The organism is Sphingobacteriia bacterium (assembly GCA_017304685.1).
GTDB lineage: Bacteria > Pseudomonadota > Alphaproteobacteria > Rickettsiales > 33-17 > JAFKLR01.
In genome coordinates this window covers 571283-584809 of sequence record JAFKLR010000003.1, presented here as the reverse complement: position 1 = coordinate 584809, position 13527 = coordinate 571283, and the positions used below count along the sequence as shown (strand labels likewise).

13 protein-coding genes are annotated in these 13527 nt (G+C 28.3%); 7 read left to right on the top strand and 6 right to left on the bottom strand.

Annotated elements, in window-relative coordinates:
- Positions 1 to 37: 37 nt before the first annotated feature.
- Entirely contained in the window at positions 38 to 736 is a 699-nt protein-coding gene (locus J0H68_02755; protein MBN8827608.1) for a CoA transferase subunit A, read from the bottom strand.
- A 155-nt stretch (positions 737 to 891) separates the two neighbouring features.
- Between J0H68_02755 and J0H68_02750 the strand changes: the two genes are divergently transcribed.
- Positions 892 to 1995 (top strand): DUF2336 domain-containing protein, encoded by a 1104-nt coding sequence (locus J0H68_02750; GenBank protein MBN8827607.1) that lies wholly within the window; start codon positions 892 to 894, stop codon positions 1993 to 1995.
- Here the strand turns inward: J0H68_02750 and J0H68_02745 are convergent.
- The gene (locus J0H68_02745; protein MBN8827606.1) at positions 1988 to 4090 is read right to left on the bottom strand and encodes an ankyrin repeat domain-containing protein; all 2103 of its coding nucleotides are present in this window, start codon (positions 4088 to 4090) and stop codon (positions 1988 to 1990) included. The two genes, J0H68_02750 and J0H68_02745, sit on opposite strands and share 8 nt — an antisense overlap.
- Positions 4091 to 4254: 164 nt before the next feature.
- Positions 4255 to 5148 carry an OmpA family protein gene (locus J0H68_02740; protein MBN8827605.1) on the bottom strand — a complete coding sequence of 298 codons (894 nt, stop codon included), beginning with the start codon at positions 5146 to 5148 and terminating at the stop codon, positions 4255 to 4257.
- A 165-nt stretch (positions 5149 to 5313) separates the two neighbouring features.
- On the opposite strand from J0H68_02740, the gene J0H68_02735 reads away from it, so the two are divergent.
- The 3 genes from J0H68_02735 to J0H68_02725 are packed head-to-tail and all read left to right on the top strand — an operon-like array spanning position 5314 to position 8379.
- Entirely contained in the window at positions 5314 to 6318 is a 1005-nt protein-coding gene (locus J0H68_02735) for an NAD(P)/FAD-dependent oxidoreductase (protein ID MBN8827604.1), read from the top strand.
- Between the two features lie 13 nt (positions 6319 to 6331).
- Positions 6332 to 7201 (top strand): bifunctional 5,10-methylenetetrahydrofolate dehydrogenase/5,10-methenyltetrahydrofolate cyclohydrolase, encoded by an 870-nt coding sequence (locus J0H68_02730; GenBank protein MBN8827603.1) that lies wholly within the window; start codon positions 6332 to 6334, stop codon positions 7199 to 7201.
- On the top strand, positions 7201 to 8379 hold the full coding sequence (locus tag J0H68_02725; protein MBN8827602.1) for a UbiH/UbiF/VisC/COQ6 family ubiquinone biosynthesis hydroxylase: 1179 nt from the start codon (positions 7201 to 7203) through the stop codon (positions 8377 to 8379). The genes J0H68_02730 and J0H68_02725 overlap by 1 nt, the downstream gene beginning before the upstream one ends.
- Here J0H68_02725 and J0H68_02720 read toward each other — a convergent pair.
- Complete coding sequence (locus J0H68_02720; GenBank protein ID MBN8827601.1) at positions 8376 to 9791, bottom strand: hypothetical protein; 1416 nt, start codon at positions 9789 to 9791, stop codon at positions 8376 to 8378. The two genes, J0H68_02725 and J0H68_02720, sit on opposite strands and share 4 nt — an antisense overlap.
- 184 nt (positions 9792 to 9975) lie before the next feature.
- Here J0H68_02720 and J0H68_02715 point away from each other — a divergent pair, with 184 nt between their 5' ends.
- Complete coding sequence (locus J0H68_02715) at positions 9976 to 10638, top strand: phospholipase (protein MBN8827600.1); 663 nt, start codon at positions 9976 to 9978, stop codon at positions 10636 to 10638.
- Positions 10639 to 10996: 358 nt separating this feature from the next.
- On the opposite strand, the gene J0H68_02710 is transcribed toward J0H68_02715, so the two are convergent.
- Complete coding sequence (locus tag J0H68_02710) at positions 10997 to 11641, bottom strand: hypothetical protein (GenBank protein MBN8827599.1); 645 nt, start codon at positions 11639 to 11641, stop codon at positions 10997 to 10999.
- A gap of 93 nt (positions 11642 to 11734) precedes the next feature.
- On the opposite strand from J0H68_02710, the gene J0H68_02705 reads away from it, so the two are divergent.
- Together J0H68_02705 and ruvX are read left to right on the top strand one after the other, a co-directional pair.
- Entirely contained in the window at positions 11735 to 12253 is a 519-nt protein-coding gene (locus J0H68_02705) for a cytochrome b (protein MBN8827598.1), read from the top strand.
- Between the two features lie 14 nt (positions 12254 to 12267).
- Complete coding sequence (ruvX, locus tag J0H68_02700) at positions 12268 to 12723, top strand: Holliday junction resolvase RuvX (protein ID MBN8827597.1); 456 nt, start codon at positions 12268 to 12270, stop codon at positions 12721 to 12723.
- 3 nt (positions 12724 to 12726) lie between these two features.
- Here the strand turns inward: ruvX and J0H68_02695 are convergent, their stop codons facing one another.
- Complete coding sequence (locus J0H68_02695; GenBank protein ID MBN8827596.1) at positions 12727 to 13467, bottom strand: queuosine precursor transporter; 741 nt, start codon at positions 13465 to 13467, stop codon at positions 12727 to 12729.
- Between the last annotated feature and the right edge of the window lie 60 nt (positions 13468 to 13527).

Sequence of the window (13527 nt, the reverse complement as noted above, 5' to 3'; positions counted from 1 at the left end):
TTTTCCTCTTATTTTATCTTTTTAAACATCTTTAAGTTTATTCAGTTCTAATAGTTCTTCTTTCAATTCTTTTTTCATAATCTTTAAATTTACAAAGTCTTTGAACAAAAATTGATGGTGTATGAATGTTATCAGCGTCTAGGTGCCCCATTTCAACAATTTCTTCCGCTTCAGCAATAGTAATAGTACCTGCAGTTGCCATAATAGGGTTAAAATTACGGGCTGTTTTTCTGTAAATTAAATTACCTGATTTATCAGCTTTCCAAGCTTTTATAATTGAAATATCAGCTTTTAAAGCTCTTTCCATAATATATTCTTCACCATTAAAAATGCGCTTATCCTTACCTTCGGCAACAATAGTTCCAACGCCTGTTTTAGTGTAAAATGCAGGAATGCCAGCTCCACCTGCTCTAATTCTTTCTGCTAGAGTTCCTTGCGGTACTAATTCAACTTCTAATTCACCACTTAAATATTGCGCTTCAAATAGTTTGTTTTCCCCTACATAAGAAGAAATCATTTTTTTAATTTGACGAGTTTGTAATAATATCCCAAGTCCAAAATCATCTACACCACAATTATTACTAATTACAGTAAGGTTCTTAACGCCAGAATCCCTTATTTCTTTTATTAAATGCTCAGGAATGCCGCAAAGTCCAAAACCGCCTGCCATAATTGTTATTCCGTCTCTAAGAACATCAGAGAGAGCAGATCTTGCATCGGGATAAATTTTTACCATAAAAGCGCTCTTTATTTAATTTTTTAACTATTTATTAACATTTTAAGATTAATATTTAACTATAAGTATTTAATATAGTAACTTTTTCAATTTATTGATTTATAAATACTTGTCAACTATATAAGCTTTTGAAAAATAAAAATTTTTGGGTAGCTATGCCTTTATTACAAAACGATTTGGAGCAGTTAAAATCAAATCCTACAACAGATGTTAAAAAGCAAATTACTGAAAAAATTACTTTTTATCTCGATTGTGGCGCTTTTAGTGAAGAAGAAAAAGTTATTGCTCTTGAAATCGTTGAAATGATTGTAAAAGACGCTGATAAAGAAATTAGAAAAATTGTTTCAAGAAACCTAAAAACCTATCCCGAATTAAGAAAACAAACTGCATTTCTCTTAGCTACCGATATTGAAGATGAAGTTGCAACTCCAATTATAGAATTCTCAACTGTACTTGAAGATTATGAATTAATCCAAATAATTGAAAGTACACAAAAACTAAATAGATTAATGGCTATCACCAAAAGAAGTGGGTTAACGGAAGGTGTTGCAGAAAAAATTATAGATAAAAATATTGAAGAGGTAACTACCTCTTTACTTAATAATAAAACAGCTAGAATTTCAGAAAAAAGTATATCCAGATTACTTAAAGAACAAAATGAATCTAATGAAATAATGAAAGCATTAATTGAACGCGGCGGTCTTTCACCAGTTATAATTGAAAGGGTAGTCTCGGTTGTTTCAGAGGATTTAAAGAAACGCCTTATAAAAGAATATAAATTACCTACAGAAATCGCAAATGACGTTACTAACGCTTCACAAGAGGAAGTAGTTGCAAATAAATTATCGGTTTTAGCCAATCGAGATAAAACTTTAGAATTAGTGGATCATCTTCACAAAAACAATAAATTAACTCAATCGTTAATACTACGTGCATTATGCAAGGGGGATGTAGTCTTTTTTGCATTAGGTTTGGGAAGACTTGCGCAAATTCCTGATCAATTTGCTGAAAATATGGTAATCAATGAAGGTCCAACAAGCTTTGCGGCTCTTTATAAAAAAGCCGATATGCCAAAAGGAAGCTTTGAAGCAGTTAATATTTTACTTAAAATAATAACTGGTATAGTTGAGACTCATCCAAATATTACCCAAAAAGATTTTGCTCAACAATTAATCCAAAAAATTATTGACGGCGAATATGACAAAAAAATAAATATGATGAATCACTTTTTAATTATGATATCAAGCCAAATTACATAATCCTTTGTTTAGCTTCTTTTGATATATATCTAATTTCTGATAAATCCTCTAAATTTACTCGAAAGCATTTTACCTTATTAATTTCACGCAATTTGTCAATTTCGCTTTGTAAATTTATTATAAAATCTTCACCAAATTCTTCTACTTTCCTCGAATATTCTTTTAACTGGCTTGTAGTAAATTCTTTTGACATTAAACCCAGTGAAAGCGCATAAATTAAAGCTTTATAGATACAATCTTTAGGGTTAAAGCTCATATCTTTTCTGATGGAAGAAATCCGAGTAATTATAATATCAACAGCATTTTTTTTATTAAAATTTACTTGAGAAAACAAAGCGCCATTTTTAACAAATAAAATTAAACTCGATATCGATATTCTAGTGCTTTTTAAATGTTTATGAAAAGGAGTATTTCCAACTTTATCCGGATAATTTGGATTTGCATTGTATTTAAAAAACTCTTTGAGTATCTTTTCATTAAAATATTGGTCATTAGCTAGCAAATGTAAAGGTGTTCTTCCTTTAACATGATTATCTAAAATATATAAATCTGCAGAATAAGCGAGTAATACTATAACCATATTTAAATTCCCCTCTTTTACAGCAATATGTAATGGTGTATTACCCTGAAAATTTTGAGCATTTAAACCACTCAGTTTATTTTGTTCTTTTAAAAGCTTAAGTACTTTTTGCATTAAATTATGATTATTGCGTGAGGCTAACTCATGAATAAAATTATATCCTATTAAATCATTAACGTAAGGATCTGCTCCTTTCTTCAAGGCTAATAATACAAAATCATTATATCCTTTTCTTAATAAAAACGTGAGCGGAGAATTAAATAAAGATAATGGATTGTTAAAATCAGGTTGATATTTTTCAATCAATTCATGTAATGATCTTCTACGAATCGCAGTTGAAATTGAATTATGTAATAAAGAGCATTTATTTTTAAAATCAGTTAAATTTAAAGGCGCCCCATTATTTAAGAAAAGGAAAATTTCATTAATATTACTTACATTTATAGTTTTAAACTTATCATATAAATCATATAATGCTAAAAGCTTTTCGCTAGCATTTGTATCTAATTTTTTTTTAACCACTCCTTCTCTGTATAACTCCATAAATTTCTCATAATTATTTAAGTCAAAATATATTAACCAAAACCATTCAAGAATTGGAGTAGGCTTAAAAGCTTTCAATGTATAATTTTCTAATTCATTTTTTTCATTATACTCAATGTAATTTAAAAATAATTCTAATGCTTTTAAATTTAATAAATCAACTTTTTGAATTTCCTCTCTTATTAAATTATTTACAGAAGCTAAATCGTATAAAAAATGTTGACTAAGGAAAAATATAATATTTTTAAAATTTGGTTCATCAATTTTTATTTCTTTCGCTCTATAATTTAGTACTAACTCGTTTAACTTTCCTGCTTTTTCTTCTGGAGTATTTAAATTATATTTTTTTAGTTCATCTTCCCATTTTAGAGAAATAGATTTGTAAATTTTTATATGAGGATTGATAAGAACATATTGAATTTTATATTTTACCGGGAATGGCGCTTTTTTTGACAAAAGAAATTCTATCAAAGAATAATCACCACTTTTAAAATATAGATTTGAAAGTTCTAATAATTTAAAATAAAAATTACTTTCTACAGTTTCATTTTCAAATTTATGCTGATGAGTATTAATGTAATCATTAATATCATTTAAAATTTTACTTATAATGTTTTTGCAAATAAGTTTTTTAGATTCAGTAAGTTCATAATAAGTTTTAATAAGTTCAAAAAGAAAATTTGAATTATCAATAGGGTTTTTAGTTAACAAATATTTCTTTTCTAAAACCAATTTCTCTATTAATTCAATTTGATAAGTAAACACTAACCATTCAAGTAAAGTCATTTTACTCTTATCGGTTATAGTTAAGTCACTTAAATAAGGGTTTATTTGCTCCCGAGTTAATTTAATTTCTTCATTTGCAAGTGCCCATACATTAAATTCAATAGCCCAATTTTCAATTTCAATTTTTTCAGTTGCTATTTTATTTGGATTTGTTAGAGGTGAAACGTGAAAGTTAATGTTTTTCATAAAATAACTTTATTAAGGTGGTAATATTATTCAGTATAAAATTTAAAATTGTTATTACACAATACAATTTTACAAAAAACTTAATTTTATTATAAATTTTCAGAATAATTTATTGATAAACTATTACTTATAAAATTCTTATTATATAAAAACTTAAATATAAATTATTTTTTATTTCCTGAAGAAAATTCTACAGGTGCAGAAAGACTCCTGTTTTTATAAGGATTTACAGAATTTTTAAGTAAAGTAAGTGATAATCTAATATTTTCAGGAGCATTAGGGTCACTGGCATTAATAAGTTCCCTATCAGCTTTACCAACAATTTTACCCATTTGATCTGCATCAATTTTTGTTGATTCTAAATAACTTCTAGCACTATTTGCTCTATCAGATGATAATGCCCACGCATCAAATTTACTTGGCATACTTGCACTTGTTGTATAGCCAGTTATTGCTAAGAAGTTAGGCATGAACTTAACCATTTCACCAACTTTTTCTAAAATATTCTTAGCATATGGCATTAAGTTTGCAGTTCCAGGAGCAAATATTGGTCTATTTTTCTTATCAATTAAAGTTATTTCTAATCCATCTGGGGTCATACTTATTAAAATTTGATCAGAAAATTCTTTTAAAGTTTCATCTTTTTGAATAGCGCTTTTTAGCGATTGTTCAAAGCTTATAAAATTATCACTATCAGGATCCTTTTCTATAGGAACTTCAGGATTTCTTTGAACATTACCATGAGTAGGAGCACCAAATTGAATAGCATTATTAGCCCAACTGCCTGCCTGATTTCCAGTTTTATCAATAGGGCTTGTTCCGCCATTAAAACCTATGCCTTCTTGTCCTTTAATGCCAATAGTTGGGGTGAAATATTCCGCTATTCCCTTTAACACTTCTTGTGGCGCACTACTAAGAAGCCATAATAATAAGAAGAAAGCCATCATAGCAGTTACAAAGTCAGCGTAAGCTACTTTCCACGCTCCACCATGGTGACCGCCTGATACTTTCTTAATTTTCTTTATGATAATATTATTTTTACTTTCTTTTCCAGCCATAATTTTACATATAATTTTATTACATTATAACACTTTATTTTATAATCGTTAAGATTTTTATTTTATTTAAATAAGATTAACTAAAAGTTTTTATTAAATTTATTGTCAAAACTTTATTATAGTACTAAATTTAAGGCGATTAATTTAATTTGGGTATTTAATTAAATGGAATACAGTACAGACGTAGTTATTATTGGAGCAGGACCTACAGGGCTTTTCGCAATATTTGAAGCAGGTATGCTAAAAATGAAATCTATTGTAATTGACACATTAGAATTTACTGGTGGTCAATGTACAGCTCTTTATCCTGAAAAACCTATATACGATATTCCAGCTTATCCTAAAATTCTTGCAGAAGATTTAATTAAAAAGCTTGAAGAACAAGCAGCTCCTTTTGAGCCTGAGTATTTGCTTAATCAACAAGTTACAGGCTTTATTAAACATGAAAACGGATTTACTGTAAAAACATCAAAAGATAATATTATTCACTGTAAAGCAATTATTATCGCAGGTGGTTGTGGAGCTTTCGGGCCAAATCGCCCACCTCTTGCGCATTTAGAAGAATATGAAGGAAAATCTGTATTTTACTTAGTAAATAAAAAAGAAACTTATCGTGATAAAACTTTAGTAATCGCAGGTGGTGGCGATTCCGCTGTTGATTGGGCATTAAACTTAGCAGACATTGCAAAAAAAATATATGTAGTTCACCGTAGACCTAAATTCAGATGCGCACCTGAAAGCCACGATCAATTAACAAAACTTGCAGAAACTGGTAAAATTGAATTAGTTATTCCATATCAATTAGAAGCTTTAAAAGGCCAAAATGGTATTTTGGAAGCCGTAATAGTTAAAGACCTAGATAACAATGAACGTGCTTTAGAAGCAGATTACCTCTTACCATTCTTTGGACTTGCAATGGAATTAGGACCAATTGCTGAATGGGATTTAAACTTGCATAAACATCATATCGAAGTAAATCCAGTTAATATGGCAACTTCAATTCCAGGGATTTATGCGATAGGAGATATTGCAACTTACCCAGGAAAATTAAAGCTAATTTTAAATGGTTTTGCAGAAGGTGCGATGGCAGCACATGATGCATATAAATTCGTTTTCCCTAACCAGGCTCTACATTTTGAATATTCAACCTCAAAAGGTGTACTTGCATAAAAATAGGAAAATAATGGAAGCACAAATTATTGATGGGCGAAAACTCGCAGAAAATTTTAATAAAGAAACTCAAGGTAAAATTGAGGTTTTAAAGAAATCTTATGGAATAAACCCTGCTCTTGCAGTAATAATTATTGGTAACAATCCTGCAAGCTTAATTTATGTAGATAATAAAGTTAAAAAATGCAATGAGCTAGGCATTAAATCTTTTAAATATCATTTATCAGAATTTACCACACAAAAAGAAGTAGAAGCTTTAATCAAAGAAATAAATAATAACCCTGCGATTAACGGCTTACTTATTCAGCTTCCCTTACCTTCTCAAATTAATACTCAGGAAATAATAAACCTTATTAACCCATTAAAAGATGTTGATGGTTTTACAAAAGAAAACACCTTTGCCTTATATAATAACACTTCTAACTTAATTCCCTGCACTCCTTTAGGATGCATTAAATTAATTCAAAGTGTATGTCATAACTTAACAGGTAAAAAAACTGTTATATTAGGTAGGTCAAATATTGTTGGAAAACCTTTATCATTACTTTTATTAAATCATAATGCTTCAGTTACAATTCTACATTCTAAATCAGAAAATATAGAAAAAGAACTTAAAGAAGCTGACATTATTATTTCAGCAATTGGAAAACCAAAATTTATTAAAAGCGAATGGTTAAATAAAAAAGCTATAATAATAGATGTTGGAATTACACGTGTTAATGATAAAATAGTCGGTGACGTTGATTATGAATCAGCGAAGAGAAATGTTTCTTATATCACTCCAGTACCAGGAGGTGTTGGACCAATGACAATAGCAATGTTAATGCAAAATACCGTTCTTGCTACATGTAAACAAAACAATATTGATTTTGATAAATTATAATGCAAAAAAAATTTGATATCGCAATCGTAGGTGCAGGACTTGCTGGAAGCATTATTGCTTTAGGCTTAGCAAAAAAAACTAATTTAAAAATTGTATTAATTGACCCTAAAGATTTGCATGTAAATGCGACGGATAAGCGTGACCCAAGAACTTCTGCAATTGCTCATGAAGCGCAAGTTATATTAAGCGAATTTGACATTTGGGATGATTTAAAACTTTTTGCAGGCCCAATTGAGCAGATTAGAATAACCGATAACGATTCCAAACTTCATTTACATTTTGATAATAAAGATGTTGAGTATAAAACTCTTGGGTACATGATTGAGAATAACTTTCTACTGCATGTTTTACACAAAAAAATTATTGAAAATAAAATAGAATTTAAAAAGGCTTTAGTAAAAAACGTTCAAACAAACGATTTTAATGCAGAAATTGAATTAGATAATTCTACTAAAATTACTGCAGATTTATTGATAGTTGCTGATGGTAAATTCTCTAAAATTCGCGACTGGCTTGATATTGACTATACAATCAAAGATTATCATCAAGCTTCAAATGTATGTTTAGTTGAACATGAGAAGCCTCATGAATCTATTGCTCAAGAAAAATTTTACCCAAGCGGCCCTTTTGCAATTCTTCCAATGCAATGCCAAAATATTTCAGGAATTGTTTGGACAGAAGAAAAAGAAACTGCTTTTGCTTTAAGCAAGCTTGATGATAATAAATTTATGAGTTTTTTAAGTGAAAAATTTGGTGATTATTTAGGACCTTTAAAACTTATTTCTGAAAGGCATGTATTTCCATTATCACTAGTATATGCAAACCGACTTTTCACTAAACGAGCAGTTTTAATTGGAGATGCAGCTCATTCAATTCACCCAATAGCAGGGCAAGGTTTAAATTTATCAATTCGTGATATTAATGTATTAGTTGAACATATAAAAGAAAACAATAACACTGGCCTTGATATTGGCTCATCACGTATGTTAGAAGAATATTCATCAAAGCGTAAATTTGATGATTTCAATATGATAATGATAACCGATATTTTAGATAAATTTTTTAGAATAAAATCCCCACCAATTTCTTTAATTAGAAAATTTGGCCTTGCTTTAATAAATGAAGTAACATTTTTAAAACAATTCTTTATGGAATATGCAATGGGTAAAAGAGATTAGCTAATTATTTTTCTAGCACTCTCTTCCTTTTTAATTTCTCTAAAACATTTTATTCCATTTTTAAGCTGTTCAGAATGCGATGTAGGAATAGCATAAGCTAATGTATGAGCTGTCTGTAAGCTTGCAAATGTTGCTGCTGCACATTTTAAAAATGAGCGTGTAGTATAATTAGGATTAAAATATGAAAGTCCAATATATGATAATGCAAGCGAAAAAACTGATTTAATAACATATTGAATATTTTTTATTACACTTTCACCTAATAAAAAGTTTATAGCCTTATTTGAAAACATTACTAATCTAATTTTTTGTCTTGTGCTCCATTTAGGTGTAACTGCAAGTAATCCTTTCATAGTTTCTTCTATACGAGAAATTCTGCTTGAATAGAAATCTGGTACTTTCATTACTATTTCTGAGTTATTATCTTTAAAAACTATTTTATTATGTTCTTTTAGTAAATTTTTAATGGCCTCACTTTTATTGGGAGAAGTATATTTAAAAGTGGCAAAATCGGCAGCATATATTAAAGCTAATTTTTCATCTTCCTTTTCAAATTTTAAATTATCAACTTGCTCAAGTTTTGGCTTTGAAAAATATTTTCTTCGCGTATCCCTAGAACAATGATCAGGACAGTGATTTGAACACTTATGTTTATCATTAAATCTATAAAATTCTTTCCATCCCTCATTATTATCAGAAAGTTCAAACATGGTTAATGAAAAATTATTACTTATTATCGTATCTTCTGTTTCCTTTTGAACATTTTCATAAAAAGGACCTTCTAAATCACTTGTTTCAAACCATTTTTTAGCATTAAAATATCTATAAAATATAGATTTTTTTACGGGATCCTTAGAAAAATATGTATCAAATAAGTTTTGAGTTTTTTCATGTCCTACAATGTCGCTTAATAACATTCCTGAATGATTAAACTCCCCGCCCCATCTATTAAATACATAACCTTGGTTTTGAAAAAACAATGGAACATATTGAAGAATGTTGTTATCAAGCTTAAAAATTTCTATAATTCTTTTTGCTTTTTCTTCTTCATCTAATTCGTAATTATGTATAATATTGAGCAAAATATCACTAAAAACTTTAACTTGATAACCTCTAACTCTTCTTTGGTTTAAATCCTCAAGACTATTTAGATTAGTATCAATATTATCCTTTAACATCTTTAAAAGATATAATTGGGTAATAAAATCATCAAATAATAAAATATTTTTAGTTAAGCGATCTATAAACTCAATTGAATTTTCAACATTTGTATCAAAATTAAAGTGTTTGATTTTATTTAAAATAACATCTTCAGAATTTTCTAAAGGTGTATTACAAGCCTTTAATTCATTTTCAGAAAACAAATTATTGACTAAAAACGAGTTAGATTTTCTAATTAAAGATTTTTTCATGAGTTTACTAATTTTTGATTAATTTATTATTTTGAGTTAATTATATGTTAAATATTAATAAATTTCAAGTTTAATTTATAATTATCAAGTAGTTTTAAATATTTAATTATCAATAACTTGTAATATTTGTAATTTTAATGTAATCTCACTAAACAAAAATTATAATTAACGGATACATCTACATATGATTACAGGCCCTGAAGTTCCACCAATTTCTGGTAATAAACCAGATTCATTAGTAATTACGCTGCATGGCTATGGTGCAGATGGCTACAATTTACTAGATATAGCAAAATTCATGAGCAATGATTTACCAACTACTCATTTTCTTTCACCAAATGCTCCTGAAAGGTGTGAAATGGGTGGCGAAGGATATCAATGGTTTAGCTTAAATGATAGAACCCCAAGTGTAATGATTTCACTACTTAGAAATGCAGAGAAAGCGTTAAATGAATATATTGACTATCAATTAAAGCGCTTTAACTTAACGGAAGACAAATTAATTGTTTTAGGGTTTTCACAAGGTACCTACACTTCTCTTCACACAATTCTTAGAAGAAATAAACCAATAGCAGGTCTAATTGGGTTTTCAGGTGCTTTAATTTCTCCAGCCACACTTAAAGACGAAATTAAATCCCGTCCAAAAATTTGTTTACTTCACGGTGACCAAGACGATGTAGTGGCTTATGAATCAATGAATATTGCTTTAACCACACTTTCTGAAAATGATTTAGATGTTCATGCGCATACAATGCATGGAGTTGGGCATTATATCTCATACGAAGGGTTAGAAATTGCGCTTAAACATATTAAAACTTATTTGAATATTCCACTAAATAAAGCGTAAAAAAAATAATAATTTTTATAACCTACTGATTTATATATAAACAAATTCACTTCAGAAATTTGACAGAAAATTTTTGGTTTGTTAATTTATATTTATGTATAAATTTTTATGGGAATTTGAGTTTATACATAAATCTTGTTTACATATCTGCGCAGATAAAACTAAAGATTTTAATTTAATTAAATAGGCTAGCCTATACTTAATAAATCAATTAAGTCTAACTATAAATACATTACTAATCATACTTAAGCTGTTTTGCTTTCAAACCTCTTCTATTTACCTTAACTAAAATATTTTTATTTTAGTTTTAACACCAAAATCATTTTGGTGAACCGTAAAACGTGTTCAAAAAAAACAATTAATATAAAATGCTTTGAACTTTTCTCTCTCCTCTTCCTTCATTTCTAAAACTTTCAGGTAAGGATTTTGCTTTTATATTTTTATTAAATAAAAGCGCAATATCAATTATTCCGCCTCTTATATGAAGTTGATCAAAATATTCTTCCCATACTTCATAATTACTAACACGCCTAATTATTTTTTCGCTGAGCTTAGTTTGAACAATGTCACTTTTAATAGGTATTATTAGCTGAAGTTCAATTTCGCTATTTTCCTTAATTTCAAATTCAGGAAAAGAATAAAGAATAATATTTTTCGCTGCTATATCAAGAATATTATCTTTACTAAGTATACCTATTTTTTGTAAAAGAGATTTAACATTATTTTCTTCCTGTGTGGTATACTTAAAAGGTAAATTAAACTTCATATCATTAGCTAAATTTATAAGCCAATATAATACATTAATATAATATTCTCTTCCCTCTTCATATTTAACAAATAACTTTTGCAGAGCTATCATCACTTTAAAAAATCTTTCTTTTGGAACATCTAGTTCAGTTTGGTAAAGTTGATGGAATAAGGTAATGCTTGAAGAATCATCATTTATATTAGCGCCAAAAGATTTCTGATTTTCTATACTTTTTCTATATTCTTTTATCTGCATATAATTTATTCCTCTACCTGGTTTTAATTTACAAAATCAAGCTTATATAGTAAGTTATATATAAATAAGACACAATAATTAATGAGTTAACATATGGAAAAATATTCTTTAAATATGCGTATCATGCACTGGGTTGTAGGCGTAGCTTTAATCGCATTACTTACAATAGGTGTCATAATGGTAGAACTCCCAAAAGAAGACCCTTTTAAATTTCAACTTTTTGGGATTCATAAAGCTATAGGTTTCTTCGTAATGTTACTTGTTATTGCAAGAGTTATAATTAGATTAAAAAGTAATATCCCACCTGCACCAAATGTTTTTAAAAGATATGAAATTTGGCTATCAAACTTAACACATAAAACTTTATATTTATTAATGCTTATTGTTCCAATTTCTGGCTATTTAATGTCATATTTTGGTGGTCATCCAATTAAAATATTTGATTTCGCTATTCCATCTTTTTTACCAATTAATCATGAATTCGGTACATTTTTTTGGAAAACTCATGGTATTGCAGCAAACATTCTTATTTACCTTATAATTATCCATGTTCTAGCGGTATTTAAGCATTACTTTTTTGATAAAATAAATATATTAAAGCGGATTTGGTAGTTTTGTTACTTAAAATGATATTTAAAACAATTGCCGAATTTAAATTAAATCTTCCTTCATCAGGCCCAATTTTAGGGCTTGATATAGGAGGAAAAAAAATTGGCCTCGCTCTTTCAGACGACTTTAGAAGGCTTTCTTCTTCTCTCCAAGTAATAAATATAAATGATCTGAATAATTTAAGTAAAATTTGTATAGATTATAATATAACCGGAATTGTAATAGGTTGGCCTTTAGAAATGAACGGAAATGAAGGTGAGGCTTGCAAAAAAATCTTAGAAAAAGCAAATAAAATTAGCACTTTAATTAATTTACCAATTTTACTTTTTGATGAAAGATTTACAACTAAAATGGCTAACAATGCTCTTTCACATTTTGAGTTCACTAGAAAGAAAAGAAACGATCAAGATGATAAAGTATCTGCAAATATTATTTTACAAGACGTATTGAATTCCTTTACTTTACAGCAATAAGTTTTAAGCCTCTTCCTCTATAAATTTATTACTATTGGTAGAATAATCACCATCTAAGCTGAATATAGTAAAATTAGTTTTATTATCATAAATATCTAGATGCTCAATTTTCTTTAAATAACCCGCAAGCCATGTCGAAAGTGGAAGACCTATTACTTCAATTACAATTCTTATAAACCACATTGTAATAATTAAATTAAAAAGTTCCATATGACTCATTGTACCGTAATAAGCAAGTACCGCGAAAATACCACTATCTAAAAGCGCTGCCACAACAGTGGAAAGAATAAACCTAATCCCCATATGTTGGCCTTTAAAATTAATTTTCATTTTAGCCATAATAAAAGAATTCACAGGCTCTGAAATCATATAACTTACAAAAGAGGAAAATATTATCCTAATATTTAATATAAGGAAATTATCAAACATTTGGTTATGAGTGGCATATTCAGGGCTTGGAAATGAAGTAATAATTTGACCATAAACAATACAAATAACATTAAATAAAAATCCGCACCAAATTGCCCTTCTGGCTTGTTTATATCCATAAACTTCTGTAATAACATCTGAAAGGAGGAATGTAAGTGGAAAAACTAAAGTACCTGCATCTGTATCCATATTAAATATTCTAATTATACGTACATCAAACCAGTTCGATTGCACGATAATCATTGAATATGATAAAATAAGAAACCAAAGATGTTTCGGATAAGGTTGAATTCTTTGGGCTTCTCCACCAGGCATATATATTTTTTCCTATTTAAAATTTATAATATTTCACTTATTGTAAGATAAAATTTTTAA